We start from the raw sequence: 18,367 nt of genomic DNA on the forward strand, positions 1-18,367 counted from the left end.
ACCGCGATGCCGGCCGGTCACCTGCTTCAGTTGCTTCAGTGCGAGCCGCCCTGCCCCCACCAGGCGGCCGAGGCATCCCGCAGGGTGTTGGTGCCGCAGTGCACCTCACCCATGCCGAGGTGGTACGTGTACCAGTCGTCGAGGTACGACACCTTCATGCCCACGCGCCGATAGGCCGCGGTGACCGCCTCCGTGAAGATGTCCTTGCCGCCGATCACCGGCCCCCACTGCTTGGGCGCCAGATAACGGTCGCGGGCGAGCAGCACGCCATTGACCGCGCCGGGGACATAGGCGCTCGTCATGACGGTCTCCGCAGCCGCCGCGGCGTTCGGCTCCTCGGCGAGCCACTTCTGCTGACCGTGCTTCCTGGCCGCGTCGGCGAGAGCACTGTCGCCGCCCACACGGGTCAGGCGGGGCATGGGAGTGTCGCCTCCGTCGCCTCCGTTGGCCGACACCGCCACGTCGCGCGTGTACAGGGCGGGGACGCGGACGATCTCGGCGTCGGTGACTCCGGTCTCGCGCTTGAGGATCTCCAGGTTGGCCGCTATGCGCTGTGCCGCCATCGTGTTGTCGGCCACCAAATGGCGGGAGGTCAGGGCCTGCTCGATGGTCTCCCTCGGCGCGGGCCCGTACTCGGAAGGCGGGACCGAGAACATCTTCGTCCGGCCGTGCCCGGCCTGCCGGGCGTCGCGCAGCAGCTTGAGCCCGGCCTCGGGGTCCGCCACGCCGATCCGCCAGCCGCGCGGAGTGTCGGCGGGCAGGAACTGCACGAACTCGTCGACATGGCCGACGCCCAGCCAGGAGGTGTCGAGCAGCAGCGGGTCCTGGAGACCCTGGGACTTCAGCATGGTGCGCATCGCCTGGGACGGCCGGATCCCGCTGTCCTTGCGCTCGCCCATGATGATCCGCCCGGCCGGGAACGAGCGCCCATCGTGTGCGTACGGCGGGATGGTCTCCAGGTTGCCCATCGAATTGAGCGACCAGTCGCGCTGTGGGGACCGCTCGGTGACCTGGACGACGCCGATGTCCCGGCCGCGGATCTTCTCGAACAGTTCCCGGCCCGACTCACGGTCCGGCTGTGCCGAGCGCAGCATCACGCGCATGACCTGGCGCTGCCCGTCGGGTCCGGTCATCGCGACGTACGCGGGCTCCACGAAGTCCTGCGCCCAGATGTCGCCGTACTTGTCGAAGGTGACCAGGGGCTTGGTGACACCGGCGCGCCGAGCCTGCTTCGCCAGACCCACGACGAACCGCGTGAACAGCCGTTCCCCCTCCAGCTTGGTGACCATCAACTGCTGGGTCTGCTGCACATGGTGGTGGGTGAGCAGGGGAGCCACGCGCAGGGTGACCTCGTCGGAGGTGGTGGCGCCCGCGGAGGTCACGGTCAGGCGGATGACCGTACGGCCGTCCCACTGCGCGCTGTCGCGGATGATGTCGGTGGCCTCGACGCCGAATTCCACGCCGGAGCGCAGCTCGGCAGCGGTCAGCCGGGTGTCGGGCGTGACCAGGACCCAGTTCCCGGACCGCTTGAGGAAGACGTGGGTGTGCTGGGCACCCGTGGTGACCTTGACGCCGCCCGTGGCGTCACCCGCCAGCCCCGGCAAGGGCGTTGAGTGGACCCGGGCCAGATCGGCGGCGTCCGCCGCGCCGTTGACCTTGGTGTCGGAGGCGTCCTTGCAGGCGGCCAGCTTGGCGTCGGGCAACCGGCTGCCGCCGGGGCCGGTGACCGGGCAGCGCTTGGTGTCGTCGTCGAGGTTGGGCAGGGTGACGGCACCCCGGCCGACGGTCCAACTGTCCTCGCCGGCCGTGTCGGTGTCGCCGGTGAGATCGACCCGGCCGTCACGGTCGACGTCCGCGCGGAGATCGGCCGTCGCGGCCGGCTCCGCGGCGACGGCGGGGGAGAGCTGCGTGGCCAGCACGGACCCCGTGGCCGCGAGGGCGAGGAACACGGATCCCGCGGGGTGGGTGCGTAGACGCGTACGTGCGCGCACGGCGAATCCCTTCTCGGTGGGGGGTGTTTCGCCGTGCAAGAGGGGAAATGAGGGCTGTGCGTTGGCTGTGCGGCGAAGAGTTCACCGCACGCTGGGGCCGCACCAGGCGGCCCCAGCGGCGCCCCGAAGGGGCGCGGGGCTGTGTCGATATGCGGCTCCGCCGCGTGGGCGCGACCAGCCACAACGGACCCGCAGTCGAACGCGGCACCTCCCGCGGAGCGCTCAGCAGATGTTCTGGCTGCTGTTGACCAACGTGTTGTTGCGGAACGTGGTGTTCGTGCCACAAGGGCTTTCCCTGATCGCCGAGTTGGTCACCCGGAGATTCTGGATGGTGATGTCGGAGTTGTTGGGGAACTCCGAGCGGGCCGCGAGCCGGATCTCGCCGCCGCCGGTGACGCTGCCGCTCTGCGCGGCGATGTTCACGTTGGTGCAGTTCTCGACCAGGATCGAGTTGTTGCCGGTGTTGGAGATGTTCACCCGGTCGATGACCGCGCCGCCGCTCTCGGAGACGCAGAACACGCCGCGCCCACCGCCGCGCGCGATCACCTCGCCCACGCGGATGTTGGTGGGGTACGAACTGCCCACCCGGCCATTGCGGTTGGCCATGCGGAACGCCGCGTAGCCGGTGCCGGTGCCCGCGCCGTCCGCGTCGACCTTGGTGACGGTGGCGTTGATGGTCTGGTTGAGCAGCAGCCCGGACTCGCCCACGTTGCGCGCGGTGACCGTGCCGACGGTGAGGCCGTCGACGCCGTACGTCTCCACGGCGTGGCTGCTCGCGCCGGAGACGTACACGTTGTCGATCCTCACGTTCCGCGTCCACTGGCTGGTGTCGCCGCGGTTGTCGATGCGGACGCCGAGACCGCGCGACAGGCGCATGTCGAGCTGGCCGAGCATGACGTTCTGGACGTTGCGCATGAAGACGCCGTACAGCGGGCTGCCCGTGAGGGTGAGGTGCTGGACCTCGATGTCGCGGGCGCCGCGGGCGTACACCGCGGCCTGGTCGCCGGAGCCCGATCCGGTGACGTTGATCGTGCCGCAGACGTCGAGCACGGTGTAGCTCGGCAGGGAGACCCGGGATCCGGCGCTGATGGAGCCCGAGCCGCGGACGACGACCCGTTCCTTCGAAGTGCGGCCGGCCGTCAGGCTGCCCACCGCGGCCTGCATGGCGGCGCGCATGTCGCCGCCGGTGTACACGACACTGCTGCCGCGCCGGGCGGTCCAGGTGCTGCCGCTGAGTACCGCCTCCGCCTGGTACGAGCCCTCACCGCACGCCGCCGCCACCTGCGGCGGAGTGGCCGCGTGCGCGGGTTCGGTGAGCAGGGCCGCTCCGGTGAGCAGGGCGGTGGCGCATGCGGCGGCGGCAACGGCGCGTCCTCTGGGGGCCGTTGCGGGAGTGTCGGCGAGGTGTTGTGCGGCTCTGCGTCCCATCTCGTCTTCTCCAAGTGATCCGGTTGTGGGGTGTGCGGGGGGTTGGATCCCTCGCCGGTGCCGTCGTCGAATCCGGTTCGACTGAATCGATTCACGATCGGGGTGTGCGTGACCTGGAGAGTCGTGGCTCCGTCGTGGCTCCCAGGGGTCCCGCGGCGAGCGGCGAGGCCGTAGCAAGCGTTTTCTACGAGCGGTCGGTGAGTGTGCCCCCGCCGGTTGCGGTCGTCAAGGGGCGAGGACGGGTTTGCCGCCGCGCGTACGGGCTACGCGGGCGGCGTGCCCTGCTCCGTGGATCCGGGAGGTCCGATGACCTGGCAGATACGTGATGTGATGTCGCCCGGCGCGGCAGCCGTCGAGCCGATGACGACCGTCGCGCGGGCGGCCCGGCTGATGCGCGAGCAGAACGTCGGCGATGTGCTGGTGGCGTACGACTGTGATCTGTTCGGTGTGCTCACCGACCGCGACATCGTGGTCCGGACCCTCGCCGAGGGCCGCGACCCCGACACCACCACCGTCGGATCGGTGTGCACGCGCCCGCCCGTGGTGACCCTGACCCCCGACGACACCACCGACCGGGCGGCCGAGCTGATGCGCCGCCACGCCGTCCGCAGGCTGCCGGTCGTCGAACGGGGTGGCTGCCCGGTCGGCGTCGTCAGCCTCGGCGACCTGGCCACGGTCGACGACCCGGGTTCCGCGCTGGCCGACATCAGCAGGGCGCATCCCACCCGCTGACGCAAGTAGGGAGCGTGCCATGACTCAGCACGTACGCGACATCATGACCAGCACCCCCGTGACGGTCGAACCGCTCACGTCCGTGACCGCGGTGGCCCGGCTCATGCGGGACCAGGACATCGGGGACGTCCTGGTCACCGAGGAAGGACGGCTGCGCGGCATCGTCAGCGACCGTGACCTCGTGGTGCGTGCCCTCGCCGAGGGGGAGGACCCGGAGCACACGACCGTGGCCCAGGTGTGCAGCGCAGATGTGTTCAGCGTCGGCCCCGACGACGACGTCGACCGGGTGGCCGAGCTGATGCGCGAGCACGCCGTACGCCGGATCCCGGTCGTGGCGGACGAACACCCCGTGGGCATCGTCACCCTCGGCGACCTGGCCGTCGAACGGGCCCCGGAAACGCCGCTCGGGAACATCAGCGCGTCGAAGCCCAACCGGTAGCGGGGCGCCCGCGGACGCGTGACGTCATTCCTCCGCGTCGCGGACCAGGAGTGCGATCTGCACCCGGTTCTCGACGGCCAGCTTGGCGAACAGGCTGCCCGTGTGTGCCTTGACGGTCGCGATGCTGATGTGCAGCCGCTGGGCGATCTCCGGGTTGCCCAGTCCGTCCGCGATGGCCCGAGCGGTTTCGCGTTCTCGCTCGGTCAGTGTGGACAGCTGTTTCCGTGCGGCTTCGCGGGTTGAGCTGCGAGCGTGCGGGGACTGCGGGCCGGTGGCCGCGGCGATCACCCGTGCCGTGGCCGCCGGAGACAGCACGGGGTTGCCGTCCGCGACGGTCCGCACCGCGTCGAGAATCTGCGGCGGTGGGGTGTCCTTGAGGACGAACCCGAGTGCTCCGGCGCGCAGTGCGCCGAGCACCAGATCGTCGGAGTCGAAGGTGGTCAGCATGAGCACCCGGGGCGGCACCGGCCGGGTGAGGAGTTCCCGGGTCGTGCTGAGACCGTCCCGGCCGGGCATGCGCACGTCCATCAGGACGACGTCGGGCCGCTGCTCGGCCACCACGGTGATCGCGGCGTCCCCGTCGGCCGCCTCCGCGACGACGGTCAGGTCCGGTTCGCCGTCGATGACGAGCCGCAGTGCCATGCGCACCAGTTGTTCGTCGTCGACGATGACGACACGCACCGGCTCCCGCTCGCTGTCCACTCAGGTTCTCTTTTCGTGGGTGGGGTCCGGCCAGGGTAGTTGTGCGCTGAGGAGGTATCCGTCGTCGGGTGTGGGGTGATGGTCGAGTTTTCCGCCGGCGAGGTCGACTCGTTCGGTGAGACCGAGCAGGCCGAAGCCCGATGACGGTGATCGTGCGGGTTTGGTGGTGGCCGCGGAATTGCGGACGCTGACGTCGAGTTGGTCGCCCGCTGCCCCGTCGAGGGTGATGTGTATGCGTGCGCCCGGGGCGTGTTTGGCGGCGTTGGTCAGTCCTTCCTGGACCACCCGGTAGCAGGTTCGCCCGACGACGTCGGACGGTGTCGCCGTCACGGTGGTGGTGAGCGTGACGTCCAATCCGGAGGCGCGGGCGTCGGCCACCAGGTCGGGGATGAGGTCGAGGGAGGGCTGGGGTGGTTCCGGGCGGTCCGGGTCGGCCCGGAGCACACCGAGGACATCCCGAAGTTCTTCCAGGGCCTGGTGGGAGCCCTCGGCGATGGAGCGGACCAGCACACGGTTTTCCTCTGCCGCGAGGTCGCCGCGGTGGCCCAGCACTCCGGCCTGCATGGCGACCAGGGAGATCCGGTGCGCGAGCACGTCGTGCATCTCGCGGGCGATCCGGTTCCGTTCCAGAGCCCGTGCCTGCGCCGCTCGTGCGGTCTGTTCCCGTTCCGCGCTCTCCGCCCGCTCCCGCAAGGACCGCACTTCGACACGCCGCGCGCCGACGGCCATGCCGACGGCCACCGCGATGCCCGCGGTCAGCGCCGGAAACGCGAGCTGGTACCACAACGAGCCGGGCGGTCTCTCGACCGGATAGAGCCCGATGGCGAACTGTGACGCGATCACGCTGGCCAGCCCGACGACCCCGATCTCCACAGGACGGCGACGGGTGGCGATCGAGCCCAGCGCCAGAAACCCGGCGCCGGTGGCGAGTGCGGACGCGGGCGAGGCGATCGCGACCGTCATGGCGACGGCGAGCGGGAACCGCCGTCGCCACACAAGCGCCGTCAGGCAGCCGAGAGCCACCAGCGGGTCACCGGTGAGGAACCAGGAGCCCGTTCCGTCCGACTGCCAGTGCAGCACCGCGCCGGTGGAGAGCCAGGCCAGTACGCCCACTCCCACGGCTGCCGCCAGCCGCCAGGTCTGCTGCCACCACCCGAGCCGTGGCGCGACGTCTGTATTCACCTGGCCATTGTCGCGAAACCGTACGGCCGGTGAGTCAGACCGGGGGTTGAGGTGCCTTCGCCCAAAGTCGAACTACCGCCTCGACTTTGGGCGAAGGCGAATCGAGCCGCCGGGCCGATGTGCCGGCGGCGCCGCACGAACAGACTCGTCGCGGCGGTCAGGACGGTGATCATCCTCGCCCCGTGCGCCCCACACACCCCTCAGGAGGACACCAGATGCGCAGAACCCTGTCCCTTGCCCTCGCCGCCACAGCGGTGGCGGCGGCGACCGCGATGCCGGGAAGTTCGGTGGTGGCGGCGACGCCGGACACCGTGCGGTGGGAACCGTGCTCGGAGAAGGCCGCCTCGGAGAAAGCCGCCTTGCCCCCTCTGGAGTGCTCGACGCTCGAAGTCCCGCTGGACTACCGGGATCCGGACGGCCGGCAGATAGAGATCGCGATCTCCCGGCTGGCGAGCAAGGACCCCTCGAAGCGCCGCGGTGTGCTGCTGACCAATCCGGGCGGCCCCGGCGTCACGGGACTCGGCTACCCGGCCGTTCTCGCCGGCTCCGGGCTGCCGCAGAAGGTGCTGGACTCCTACGATCTGATCGGCTTCGACCCGCGCGGCGTCGGCCGCAGCACGCGGGTGACCTGCGATCTGACCCAGGAGCAGCAGAACCGCGGCAACCTTCCGCCGTACGCGCACACCGCGGCCGATGTCGCACGGGAGGCGGGGAACGCGCGCACTGTGGCCGAGCAGTGCGCCACCTCACGAACGGCGTGGATGCTGCCGCACACCACCACCGCGAACACCGCGCGCGACATGGACCGGATCCGGGCGGCGCTGGGCGAGCCGAAGCTCTCCTACCTCGGTGCCTCCTACGGCAGCTACCTCGGTGCGGTGTACACGACGCTGTTCCCGAAGCGCAGCGACCGGATCGTGCTCGACAGCAACCTCGGCCCCGGCGGTTACGACGTCACGGCCATGCGGTTGTTCGCCCGTGGACTGGAGGACCGGTTCCCGGACTTCGCGGAGTTCGCCGCCGCGCACCCCGAGTACGGTCTGGGCACCACACCGGAGCAGGTGAGGGCGAAGTACTTCGATCTCGCGGAGCGGTTGGAGACGAAACCCATCCAGGGCATCGACGCGACGTTGTTCCGCGGGCTCACGTTCGACCGCCTCTACGTCGATGCGAACATGCCCGAGCTGGCCGAGTTCTGGCAGGCGCTCGACACCGACCGGCCGGTGCCGCCCAGCCCGCCGTTGGCGGACTTTGAGAACATGATGGCCGGCCGTTTTTACGTGATATGCGGTGACAATCGCTGGCCGGAGACGGTTCGGGAGTATCAGCGCAATGTCGCGGTCGACCGGCTGAAATACCCGATGCTGGGCGGGTCCTCGGCCGGCATCGGACCGTGCGCCTTCTGGCCGGATGAGCGGGCCGAGCCGCCGGTCCGCATCGGTGACCGGGGCCCGTCGAACGTGCTCATGGCGCAGAACGAGCGCGACCCGGGGACACCGCTGGCCGGCGCCGAGAAGCTGCGGCAGGCGTTCGGGAAGCGGGCCACGATGGTGACGGCCGACCAGGGCGGGCACGGTGTCTACCCGTACGGCCCCAACACGTGCGCGAACGACGCGGTGACGGCGTTCCTGACCACCGGGCAGCGCCCGTCGCAGGACCTCGCCTGCGCAGCGGAACCCAGCAAGTAACAGGAGTAGAGGCATGCTCAAGGAGTGGCGGCATCGCCGGGCTGTGCAGCGGGTCAAGCCCGGGGACGGGCGGGCGTTGAAGCGTTTCCGCTGGTGGCAGATGCTCACCCGCGCGCTGTTCCATCTGCGGCTGATGAACGCCGACGGCCGGCAGACGCTCTACGCCGTCGACGTCAGGCATCAGAATCATTCGGACGGCTACGTCAAGGCCCACCTGTACCTCGACGGCAGGCATCACGCCGAGTCCAGAGTCCCTGCCGTCTTCCCCGTCCAGGGCGGCACTGTCGAAGTAAGGACGAGCGCCTTCGGGCTCAAGCGCTGCCACTACGTCACCGCCGAGGGGGCAGAGCACCAACTCGTCCCGGACCCCGCCTCCGCCGAGGGGCGCCGGGCACACCTCGACCGCGTACACCCCGCACTGAGCCGATGGATCGGTTTCCTCTCGTCGATCGTGCTCGTCATCGGCCTGGTTCTCCTGATCCTTCAGCTCGCCGAACAGGTCACCCGGGCGCCGGAGGGCGTCGCCCAGTACGTCGGGACGTTCACCTCGCCCATTGATCTGCCGGCATGGGGCAACGTCGTGGTCGGGCTCGTTACTGTGGCGGCCAGCACGGAGCGGGCACTGCGGCTGCGCTACAACTGGCTGCTCGATGGCGGGGCGGGCTGATATGCGGCTCCACCGTGTGGGCGCGACCAGCCACGACGAGCCCGCAGACGATCGACGCCCATCGCGGCCTCGCGGCAAAGCCGCATATCGACACAGCCCGCGGAGCGCTCAGCGGCGGTACAGCCCGATGAGCGCGCCGTCGGCGAGTTCCCGTTTCTCGACGGCCTGCCGGACGTCGTCGGCGCGTGGGGCGTCCGGGAGGACGCAGGGCTCGGCGAGGGCGTAGAGGTGGAAGACGTAGTGGTGCGGCTCGTCCCCGGGCGGCGGGTGGGGTCCGCCCCAGCCGGGACGGCCGTAGCCGTTGACGAGTTCGGTGCCGCCGGGCGGGCTCTGCCCCTCGCTCATGCCGTCGCTGTGCGGGTCGATGCCTACGACGATCCAGTGGACGAAGTTCCCCGACGGGGCGTCGGGGTCCTCGCACATCAGGACCAGCTCGGCCGCGTCGTTCGGTACGCCGGACCAGGTCAGGGGAGGAGAGACGTTCTCCCCCTCCAGCGCGTGCCGGCGGGGGACGGGGGCGTGGTCGGTGAATGCGCTGCTCTTGAGTTCGATGCCGGTCATGCGCCCCGGAGTACCCAGCAGGCGACGGGACCTATCAGGGCGACGTGTGGATCTCCGCGTGACGGATACCCGGGCCGGGTCAGGAGTGCTACGGACCGAGGAAGGCCGGCTCCGATGATCTCGCAGACCGTTCTGGTGCCCGCCGACGGCGTCGAGCTCGCAGGCGACTTCGACGTCCCGGCGCCCGCCCACGGCGTCGTCCTGTTCGCGCACGGCAGCGGCAGCTCCCGGCACAGCCCGCGCAACCGGCAGGTCGCCGCCGAACTCCGCACCGCCGCCCTGGGCACGCTGCTGATGGACCTGCTGACCGAGGCGGAGGACCGGCAGGACGCGCTGACCGCCGAGCACCGCTTCGACATCCCGCTGCTCGGGCGCCGTCTGGTCGCCGCGATCGACTGGCTCGACGCGGAACCCGAGGTCCAGTCACTGCCCGTCGTCCTGTTCGGGGCCAGCACCGGTGCGGCCGCCGCCCTGATGGCCGCGGCGGACCGGCCGGACCGGGTCCTGACCGTGGTCTCGCGCGGCGGACGGCCCGACCTGGCGGGCGACGCGCTGGACCTCGTACGCGCGCCCGTGCTGCTCATCGTCGGCGGGCACGACACGCAGGTGGTGCGGCTCAACGAGGACGCCGCCCGGCGACTGCGAGCCCCCTGCACGCTGCGTGTCGTGCCGGGAGCCACCCATCTGTTCGAGGAGCCGGGCGCGCTGGAGCAGGTCGCCGGCCTGGCCCGGGAGTGGTGCGTGGAACGGCTGGGCGCCCAGCGGCGGTGACGCCGTGTGGGCCACCGGAGGGCCGGGTACCCGGCAGCCGCGCACGGAGGCAACCGGAAGGAGCAGCCATGCAGTTCCGTGACCGCAAGCAGGCCGGGCGGGAACTGGCCGCGCGGCTGCGCACCCTGCAGGAGAAAGGGGCTCTCCCGCACGCTGTCGTCCTCGCGCTGCCCCGCGGTGGTGCCACGGTCGCCCGCGAGGTCGCGCACGCGCTGGACGCCCCGCTGGACGTCCTCGTGGTCCGCAAGATCGGGGCGCCGTTCCAGGAGGAGCTGGGCGTCGGCGCGATCGCCGGCGACGACCCGCCGCTCTTCGACGAACGGGCCCTGGACCGGCTGGGCCTGAGTGAGGCCGCCCTCGCCGACACCGTCGACCGGGAGCGGGAGGAGGTACGGCGTCGCGAACGGCGCTACCGGCGCGGCCGTCCCCCGGTGGACCTGCGGGGCCGCACCGTGATCGTCGTCGACGACGGCCTGGCCACCGGCGCGACCGCGCGCGCCGCACTGCGCCGGGTCCGCCGTGAGACGCCCGAGCAGGTCGTCCTGGCCGTGCCGGTCTGCTCACCGGAGGCGGCCGAGCTGCTGCGCGACGAGGCCGACGAGGTGATCTGCCTGCACAAGCCGGAGCAGTTCATGGCCGTCGGCCTCTGGTACGAGAACTTCGACCAGCTCACCGACGACGAGGTCCTCGACGCGCTGCACGGCTCCCACACCCTGCCCGGCTGAGGAAGGAGAGGCGAGTGACCGAAGCGACCGGCACCGTCCTGGTCGGCGTCGACGACACACCGCAGGCCTGGCTCGCCGCGGACTGGGCGGCCCGGGAGGCGACGCTGCGCGGAGCGGCACTCCAGGTCGTGCACGCGGTGACAGACGCCGACGCGCGGGTCCGCGGCGCCGCCGCCGATCTGCTGGAGGACGCCCGCACCCGGATCACGACGGCCCACCCCGTGCTGCGCATCGACACCGTCCTCGGGCAGGGGGAACCCGCCGAGGCGGTCCTGACCGCGGCCGAGGACACCGACGCCGGCCTGATCGTGCTCGGCACCCGCGGGCGGGGCGGCTTCGCCGGGCTGCTCCTGGGCTCCGTGAGCCTGAAGGTGGCCGCCCACGCCGGCCGACCGGTCGTCGTCGCCCGCGGTCACACCGAGAAGGCCGGGCACGACGGTATCGTGGCCGGCGTCCGCGACGAGCGGGACGAGGACGCCGTGCGGTTCGCCCTCGCCGAAGCCGATCTGCGCGGGGCTCCGGTGCGTCTGGTGCACGCCTGGTCGCCGCTCGCGAGGGCGGGCCTCATGGTCCCCCAGGTCAGCACCCTGGACGACGAGCAGCACGCCCACGCCCAGATCCTGAAGCACGCCGCACACCCCGCCGCCGCGTATCCGCGGCTGCACGTGGAGCAGGAGCTGATCGCCGGTCCGCCCGCCGGTGTCCTGGTGGAGGCCTCGGCCAAGGCCGGTCTGCTGGTGCTCCCGCGCCACCCGGCCGAGGGCCGGTTCGGGCTGCGGCTGGGCTCGGTCGTCCATGCCGTACTGCACCACGCGGACTGTCCGGTGGCCGTCGTACCCACGTCGTAGACCCTCGCGTCACGGAGGCGGAGCGATGGACCTGGTCGAAGAACGCCCCTGCCGATTCCGCATCGAGCCGCACGGCGGGATGCGCGTGCCCGGCGTCGTGTTCGCCTCCCGTGACCTGCTGCGCGACGCCGAGCAGTCGCTGGAGCAGGTCGCCAACGTGGCCACGCTGCCCGGCATCGTGGGCGCCTCGTACGCCATGCCGGACATCCACTGGGGCTACGGCTTCCCCATCGGCGGCGTCGCCGCGACCGCCGTGGACGAGGGCGGCGTGGTCTCGCCCGGCGGGGTCGGCTTCGACATCTCCTGCGGGGTGCGGCTGCTGGCGGCCGACTGTGACGGGCGGGAACTGCGCAGGGCACTGCCCGCGGTCATGGACGGCCTGGACCGGCGGATACCGCGCGGCGCCGGACCCGGCGGGGTGTGGCGGCTCAGCGGGCAGGCGGAGCTGGAGCGGATCCTGCGGGGCGGCTCCCGGTACGCCGTCGAGCAGGGCCACGGCGAGCAGCGCGACCTCACCCGCTGCGAGGACGGCGGGGCGGTCGCCGACGCCGACGCGACGCAGGTCAGCGAGCGGGCCCGGGAACGGGGCCTCGGCCAGGTCGGCAGCCTCGGCTCCGCCAACCACTTCCTGGAGGTCCAGGAGATCGCCGAGGTGTACGACGAACCGGTCGCCGCCGCCTTCGGGCTCGCCGCCGGCCAGGTGTGCGTGATGATCCACTGCGGTTCACGCGGCCTAGGTCACCAGATCTGCACCGACCACGTCCGGGCGATGGACCGGGCCATGGCCCGCTACGGCATCACCGTCCCCGACCGCCAGCTGGCCTGCACCCCGGTCGACTCGCCCGAGGGGCAGGCCTACCTGGGCGCGATGGCCGCCGCCGCCAACTACGGCCGCGCCAACCGCCAGTTGCTGTCCGACGCGGCCCGCGGAGTCTTCCGCCGCGTCACCGGCGTACAGCTGTCGCTGGTGTACGACGTGTCCCACAACCTCGCCAAGATGGAGACCCACGAGGTGGACGGCGCCCGGCGTCGGCTGTGCGTGCACCGCAAGGGCGCCACCCGCGCCTTCCCGCCCGGCCACCCCGAACTGCCCGAGGACCTCAGGGAGTTCGGCCAGCCGGTGCTCATCCCCGGCACCATGGGCACGGCCTCCTACGTGCTGGTCGGCGTGCCCGGTGGCGACGCCTTCCACTCCACCTGCCACGGCGCGGGCCGCACCCTCAGCCGGCACCGGGCCGCCCGCACGGTGACGGGCAGGGAACTGCGCACGCGGCTGGAGTCGGCCGGTATCGCCGTCCGGCCGAAGTCGATGCGCGGTCTGGCCGAGGAGACCCCGGAGGCCTACAAGGACGTCGCCGCGGTGGTCGCCGCGAGCGAGACGGCGGGGCTGTGCCGGACGGTGGCCAAGCTCGTGCCGCTGGGCGTGGTGAAGGGATGAGCCGGATGCGCTCACACGTCGATGGTCACCGCGCAGGACCAGCCGTACGGACCGGGCTCGATGCGCAGGTTCTCCCACGCGATGCCCTTCGGCGCGGCGCCGATGACCTCCACCACGCCGAGATCGGCGACCGCCATCCGTACGTCGAGCCCCTCGTCGTACGCCTCCGCCTCCACGTCGACCGGCACCTGCCCGTGCACCTCAAGGCGGAAGACGACCTCGTCGAGCAGCGTGGTCAGCAGATCCTCGGGCCTGCCTTCGGCCAGCCGCAGCCGGGCCACGTCCGTGGCCCGGGTCCCGGAGACGTCCGCGAAGCCCTCCACCATGCCTGTGACGGCCTCCACCAGACAGCGCTCGCGGCTCTCAGCCCAGGCCTCGACGCGCACGTCGGCCGTGTGCGGCACCAGCCGGTGCCCGCTCGTCCCGCGCCTGCGCGCCGTGATGTCGTCGCCCATGTCGCCGACCATGTTCACCGTGTGCCCACTGAGCAGAACCGCACACTGGTTTTGGGGGGCATGTCCGGACCGGCAGGGGAGCCACCGCCTCAGGAGCCGCCATGACCGACCCGACCCGCCTCGCGCTCGCACCCGCACTGCGGGACGTACGGGCCGTCGTCTTCGACACCGACGGAGTGATCACCGACTCGGCCCGGGTGCACGCCGCCGCCTGGCGGACCGCCTTCGACACCCACCTGCGTCAGCACCCGCCCGAGGACCCGGAGCAGCGGCGCCCCTTCGATCCCCGGGACGACTACCTGCGGCACGTGGACGGCAAGTCCCGCCTCGACGGTGCCGCCGCCTTCCTCGCCTCCCGCGGTCTCGACACATCGGAGGGGACCGTACGGGCCGTCGCGGCGGACAAGGAGCGCCTCTTCACCGAGCGGCTGCGCACCGACGGCGTCGACGCCTATCCGGGGACGGTCCGGCTGGTGCGTGCCCTGCGTGCGTCCGGGGTACCCGTGGCGGCGGCCTCGGCGTCCCGGCACGCGGGGGAGCTGCTCACCCGGGCCGGGGTCCGGGACCTCTTCGACGCCCTGGTGGACGGCGGCGAGGCGGCCCGGCTGGGGCTCGCCGGCAAACCCGAGCCCGACCTCTTCCTGGAGGCGGCCCGCCGGCTCGGCGTCCCCGCCGGACACGCCGCCGTCGTGGAGGACGCGCTGGCGGGCGTGGAAGCGGGGCGCCGTGGCGCGTTCGCGCTCGTCGTCGGCGTGGACCGGGCCGCCGGTGCGGACACCGGCGCGAGGCTGCTGCGGCACGGCGCCGACATCGTCGTACGAGATCTGGCAGAACTGCTCGTGGAAGGAGCACCGCGGTGACCGCAGCGACGTCGTGGACCTGGGAGTACGACGGCTACGAACCGGCGGACGAACGGCTCAGGGAGTCGCTGTGCACGCTCGGCAACGGATACTTCGCCACCCGTGGCGCGTTCCCGGAGTGCGTCGCCGACGAGGTGCACTACCCCGGCACGTATGCGGCCGGCTGCTACAACCGGCTCACCTCGGACGTGGCGGGACACAGCGTCGAGAACGAGGACATGGTCAACCTGCCGAACTGGCTGGCGCTGCGCTTCCGCCGCCCCGGCGGCCGGTGGCTCACCCCCGACACGGCGACGGTCCTCGACCACCGGCAGGTGCTGCACCTCGACTCGGGGATGATGGAGCGCGTCACGCGGTACGCGCTGGCGGAGGGCAAGTACCTGTTCGTACGGCAGCAGCGGTTCGTGGGCATGGCCGACCCTCATCTGGCGGTCCTGCGCACCGAGTTCACCGCCGAGGGCTTCGCGGGCGCCCTCGACGTCGAGGCGGCGCTCGACGGGGGCGTCACCAACTCCGGGGTCGCGCGCTACCGCGATCTGGACGGCCACCATCTGACCCATGTGCACACCGGGAGTTCCGCACCCGACACGGTGTGGCTGCGCTGCCGGACCCGCACCTCGGACATCCGGATCGGCATGGCGGCCCGCCTGACCGCCGACGTCCCGGTGACCGAGCGGCTCGAGGTCAGCCGAGCCGTCCAGCGCATCCACCTCGACCTGACCCCCGGCCGCACCGCCACCGTGGACAAGACCGTCGCCCTGCACACCTCCCACGACCCCGCGATCAGCGATCCGCTGGACGCCGCCGTCGACCGGGTGGACGCGGCCTCCGGCTTTGACGACCTGCTGAAGGCCCACCGCACGGCCTGGGACCAACTGTGGCGGCGGGCCGAGATCGACGTCCCCGGAGCCGCGGGCCGCATTCTCCGGCTGCACCTCTTCCACGTCCTGCAGACCCTCTCGCCGCACACCGCCGACCTGGACGTGGGCGTGCCGGCCCGGGGACTGCACGGCGAGGCGTACCGGGGGCACGTCTTCTGGGACGAGCTGTTCGTGCTGCCGTACCTGAATCTGCACTTCCCGGAGGTCTCCCGCGCCCTGCTCGGCTACCGCCACCGGCGCCTGGACCAGGCCCGTGCCGCCGCCCGCGCCACCGGGCGGCGCGGCGCGCTCTACCCGTGGCAGAGCGGCAGCGACGGCCGGGAGGAGACCCAGGAACTGCATCTCAACCCGCGCTCGGGGCGCTGGCTGCCGGACCACTCCCGGCTGCAGCACCACGTCGGCTCGGCGATCGCGTACAACGTGTGGCGGTACTGCGAGGCCACCGGCGACGCCGAGTTCCTGCACACCAAGGGCGCCGAGATGCTGCTGCAGATCGCCCGCTACTGGGCGGACTCGGCCGACTACGACGAGGGCCTGGGCCGGTATCGCATCCGGGGCGTGGTCGGCCCCGACGAGTACCACGACGCCTACCCCGACGCGAAGCTGCCCGGCCTCGACGACAACGCGTACACCAACGTCACCGCCGCGTGGGTGCTCACCCGCACCCTGGAGGTGCTGCGCGCCCTGCCCGAACCCCGCCGCCGCGAACTCCTCGAGCGCACCGGCCTGGACGGCGGCGAGCGGGAACAGTGGGACGAGGTGTCTCGCACCCTCCATGTGCCCTTCCACGGGGGTGTCATCAGCCAGTTCGAGGGCTACGGCGATCTCGCCGAACTCGACTGGGAGGGCTACCGCAAGCGCTACGGCGACATCCGGCGCCTGGACCGGATCCTGGAGGCGGAGGGCGACACCGTCAACCGCTACCAGGCGTCCAAGCAGGCCGACGTGCTGATGCTCGGCTACCTCTTCTCACCCGCCGAACTCAAAGAAATCTTCAGCCGGTTGGGCCACCGCCTTGACCAGGACACCTGGCGGCGCACGGTCGACTATTACCTGCGGCGCACCAGCCACGGGTCGACCCTCAGCGGCCTGGTCCACGGCTGGGTGCTGGCCCGGGCCCGGCGCGCGGAGGCCTGGACGTTCTGCCAGGAGGCGCTGCGTGGCGACATCGCCGACCTGCAGGGCGGCACCACCGGCGAGGGCATCCACCTCGGCGCCATGGCCGGCACCCTCGACCTCGTCCAGCGTGGACTGACCGGACTGGCGACCAGTGGCGGGGCGCTGTGCCTCGAACCGGTGCCGCTGCCGGAGCTGTCCTCGTACGGCTTCGCCATCCACTACCAGGGCCACTGGGGCATCCGGCTGCGGCTGGAACACGGGCGGCTGGAGATCACGGTGCCTCCGTCCGACCTCGACCCGATCGACGTCCGCCTGCCGGACCGCACGGTGTCCGTCCAGCCGGGCGAGATGCGACGGCTGATGCTGCCGGGGTGACGTAGCGCTCCGCTGGAAGTCCGGTGCGTCGTCTGCGGCGCCGTCGTGGCTGGTCGCGCCCACGCGGCGGTAGCCGCAGATCGACACAGCCCCGCGCCCCTTCGGGGCGCGTCGACAGGCCCGATTCAAGAGGTCAAGGTACCGGACGTCGTCGACGGGTGTACACGCCTGATCCGCGGCTCCCGCGACGTCAACTCGCGTCGTATCGCGGACGGCTGACCTCTCCGCCCGAGCCGCCGCCGCTGTCGAAACCCCGCTGACCTGCGCCAGCGCGCTGGGACTCGGCGTGCTTGACCGTCAACTTCCGGTCAACCGGAGGGCGTTCGATGACGACTCCCGGTACTGCGACGGTTACCCACCGAAGCCCCGGGTGCGGCAGACTGCCGTGAGCCGTACGAAAGGCGTCGATTCGGCTGGATGAGAGGGAGTTTCATGGACCGGTATCTCAGGGGGGCGAGGCTCTGGCCCGACGGGTGGACCAAGCTCAGGGTGGACTTCGTCCCGCGGCTCCCCGAGATCAAACCGGTGACCGACATCTATCGCCCGGTCCTCGCCCGGTTCGGGTTCGTCTCGCCGGTCAAGGACGAGTGGCTGCACGAGACGCTGGCCGTCGTCGACGACCGGCCCGCGAGCGAGGTGACCGGACCGGAACTCGCCCTGTTCGAAGGCCGGTTGCGGGAACGGCTCGGCGCGGTGCGCCCCTTCACGGTGACGGTGGGCGCGGCGGTGGCGGGCCGGTGCGGTGTCCTGCTCGACATCGCTCCCGAGGACGAGTTCCAGGAGCTGCGGCACCAGGCCAGGGACGCCGTCGTGGAGGTGTTCGGCGAGGACGCCGACGACTACGAGGACGAACGCCCGAGGATCTCGCTGGCCTACGGCACCGCACTCGGCGACTCGCGGCTCCTGCAGGGCAGGCTGCGCAGCGCCTCGGGCCGGCAGGCCACGCTGACCGTGGACGGCGCACGGCTCGTGGAGGCCGTCCAGGATCGCAAGCAGCACGAGATCCGCTGGCAGGAGCTGGCGTTCGTGCCGCTGGGCGGTGCGGGGTGAGGGCCGCCTCCGTCCCCAACCTGCCTTCTCCGTAAGGGCGTTGAACATCACCCGTCCCGGTCGCGTACCTCAGGGCACATCGATCCCGGACGACAGGAGTACCTGCCAGAAGGTCAGCAGGGCGGCGGGGGACTCGGGGCCGGTCAGGGCCTGTCCCGTCCAGATGCACGTGCCGGTCCCGGTGTAGCGGGCGCCCCACCGCTGGGAGCGTGCCGCGACCGGTCGCAGACCCCGGCCGCCGTCGTCTGTCTCGGACGCCCGGCGGATCCGGGGAATTACCGGGACCTTGGCATGCCGGACGACATTGCCCACCAGCTCGCTGACCAGCAGTTCCGTCGTCATCGCCAGATCGTCCAGGCCCCACTCGCCCCACCAGCAGAGCCGCGTCGGCCCCGTCGAGCAGCCGCGCGAGATGGACCATGCCCACGTCGATGTCCCGGCCGGCGGACTTGATC

Annotated in this window: 17 protein-coding genes and 1 pseudogene; 11 read left to right on the forward strand and 7 right to left on the reverse strand. The window is 71.7% G+C overall.

What is annotated here, in order from left to right; genetic code table 11:
* Positions 1–35 precede the first annotated feature (35 nt).
* Together KCH48_RS07225 and KCH48_RS07230 are read right to left on the reverse strand one after the other, a co-directional pair.
* Positions 36–1,991 carry a protein-arginine deiminase domain-containing protein gene (locus KCH48_RS07225; RefSeq protein ID WP_307840828.1) on the reverse strand — a complete coding sequence of 652 codons (1,956 nt, stop codon included), beginning with the start codon at positions 1,989–1,991 and terminating at the stop codon, positions 36–38.
* Positions 1,992–2,213: 222 nt separating this feature from the next.
* Positions 2,214–3,419: a hypothetical protein gene (locus tag KCH48_RS07230; protein ID WP_246884920.1), complete on the reverse strand. Its 1,206-nt coding sequence runs from the start codon at positions 3,417–3,419 to the stop codon at positions 2,214–2,216.
* Between the two features lie 306 nt (positions 3,420–3,725).
* On the opposite strand from KCH48_RS07230, the gene KCH48_RS07235 reads away from it, so the two are divergent.
* Positions 3,726–4,151 (forward strand): CBS domain-containing protein, encoded by a 426-nt coding sequence (locus KCH48_RS07235; RefSeq protein WP_210571292.1) that lies wholly within the window; start codon positions 3,726–3,728, stop codon positions 4,149–4,151.
* Between the two features lie 19 nt (positions 4,152–4,170).
* Positions 4,171–4,590, forward strand: coding sequence for a CBS domain-containing protein (locus tag KCH48_RS07240; protein WP_210571293.1), 420 nt, complete (start codon positions 4,171–4,173; stop codon positions 4,588–4,590).
* A gap of 24 nt (positions 4,591–4,614) precedes the next feature.
* On the opposite strand, the gene KCH48_RS07245 is transcribed toward KCH48_RS07240, so the two are convergent.
* Both KCH48_RS07245 and KCH48_RS07250 read right to left on the reverse strand, forming a co-directional pair.
* Complete coding sequence (locus KCH48_RS07245) at positions 4,615–5,292, reverse strand: response regulator transcription factor (protein ID WP_210571294.1); 678 nt, start codon at positions 5,290–5,292, stop codon at positions 4,615–4,617.
* The gene (locus KCH48_RS07250; protein WP_210571295.1) at positions 5,293–6,474 is read right to left on the reverse strand and encodes a sensor histidine kinase; all 1,182 of its coding nucleotides are present in this window, start codon (positions 6,472–6,474) and stop codon (positions 5,293–5,295) included.
* Positions 6,475–6,689: 215 nt separating this feature from the next.
* Here KCH48_RS07250 and KCH48_RS07255 point away from each other — a divergent pair, with 215 nt between their 5' ends.
* Both KCH48_RS07255 and KCH48_RS07260 read left to right on the forward strand, forming a co-directional pair.
* Positions 6,690–8,162: an alpha/beta hydrolase gene (locus KCH48_RS07255; RefSeq protein WP_210571296.1), complete on the forward strand. Its 1,473-nt coding sequence runs from the start codon at positions 6,690–6,692 to the stop codon at positions 8,160–8,162.
* A 13-nt stretch (positions 8,163–8,175) separates the two neighbouring features.
* A complete protein-coding gene (locus KCH48_RS07260; RefSeq protein ID WP_210571297.1) occupies positions 8,176–8,829 on the forward strand; it encodes a hypothetical protein in 654 nt (217 codons plus the stop codon).
* Between the two features lie 108 nt (positions 8,830–8,937).
* Here the strand turns inward: KCH48_RS07260 and KCH48_RS07265 are convergent, their stop codons facing one another.
* Positions 8,938–9,390, reverse strand: coding sequence for a YbhB/YbcL family Raf kinase inhibitor-like protein (locus KCH48_RS07265; RefSeq protein ID WP_210571298.1), 453 nt, complete (start codon positions 9,388–9,390; stop codon positions 8,938–8,940).
* A 114-nt stretch (positions 9,391–9,504) separates the two neighbouring features.
* Between KCH48_RS07265 and KCH48_RS07270 the strand changes: the two genes are divergently transcribed.
* The 4 genes from KCH48_RS07270 to KCH48_RS07285 all read left to right on the forward strand — a co-directional run bounded on the left by KCH48_RS07270 (position 9,505) and on the right by KCH48_RS07285 (position 13,172).
* The gene (locus KCH48_RS07270; RefSeq protein ID WP_210571299.1) at positions 9,505–10,161 is read left to right on the forward strand and encodes a dienelactone hydrolase family protein; all 657 of its coding nucleotides are present in this window, start codon (positions 9,505–9,507) and stop codon (positions 10,159–10,161) included.
* Positions 10,162–10,229: 68 nt separating this feature from the next.
* Positions 10,230–10,886 carry a phosphoribosyltransferase gene (locus tag KCH48_RS07275; protein ID WP_210571300.1) on the forward strand — a complete coding sequence of 219 codons (657 nt, stop codon included), beginning with the start codon at positions 10,230–10,232 and terminating at the stop codon, positions 10,884–10,886.
* A 14-nt stretch (positions 10,887–10,900) separates the two neighbouring features.
* On the forward strand, positions 10,901–11,734 hold the full coding sequence (locus KCH48_RS07280) for a universal stress protein (protein WP_210571301.1): 834 nt from the start codon (positions 10,901–10,903) through the stop codon (positions 11,732–11,734).
* Between the two features lie 25 nt (positions 11,735–11,759).
* Complete coding sequence (locus KCH48_RS07285) at positions 11,760–13,172, forward strand: RtcB family protein (protein ID WP_210571302.1); 1,413 nt, start codon at positions 11,760–11,762, stop codon at positions 13,170–13,172.
* Positions 13,173–13,183: 11 nt separating this feature from the next.
* On the opposite strand, the gene KCH48_RS07290 is transcribed toward KCH48_RS07285, so the two are convergent.
* Positions 13,184–13,639 (reverse strand): archease, encoded by a 456-nt coding sequence (locus tag KCH48_RS07290; RefSeq protein ID WP_210571303.1) that lies wholly within the window; start codon positions 13,637–13,639, stop codon positions 13,184–13,186.
* A gap of 89 nt (positions 13,640–13,728) precedes the next feature.
* Between KCH48_RS07290 and KCH48_RS07295 the strand changes: the two genes are divergently transcribed.
* The 3 genes from KCH48_RS07295 to KCH48_RS07305 all read left to right on the forward strand — a co-directional run bounded on the left by KCH48_RS07295 (position 13,729) and on the right by KCH48_RS07305 (position 17,912).
* Positions 13,729–14,487, forward strand: a complete 759-nt coding sequence (locus KCH48_RS07295; protein ID WP_210571304.1) for an HAD family phosphatase — start codon at positions 13,729–13,731, stop codon at positions 14,485–14,487.
* Complete coding sequence (locus KCH48_RS07300) at positions 14,484–16,862, forward strand: glycoside hydrolase family 65 protein (RefSeq protein WP_210571305.1); 2,379 nt, start codon at positions 14,484–14,486, stop codon at positions 16,860–16,862. The genes KCH48_RS07295 and KCH48_RS07300 overlap by 4 nt, the downstream gene beginning before the upstream one ends.
* A gap of 432 nt (positions 16,863–17,294) precedes the next feature.
* Entirely contained in the window at positions 17,295–17,912 is a 618-nt protein-coding gene (locus KCH48_RS07305) for a 2'-5' RNA ligase family protein (RefSeq protein ID WP_210571306.1), read from the forward strand.
* 69 nt (positions 17,913–17,981) lie between these two features.
* Here KCH48_RS07305 and KCH48_RS07310 read toward each other — a convergent pair.
* Positions 17,982–18,275 (reverse strand): annotated as a pseudogene (locus KCH48_RS07310) (hypothetical protein); the annotation flags it as partial.
* Positions 18,276–18,367: the final 92 nt, after the last annotated feature.

This window comes from Streptomyces sp. GESEQ-4, from assembly GCF_017948455.1.
In the GTDB taxonomy this organism is placed as follows: domain Bacteria; phylum Actinomycetota; class Actinomycetes; order Streptomycetales; family Streptomycetaceae; genus Streptomyces.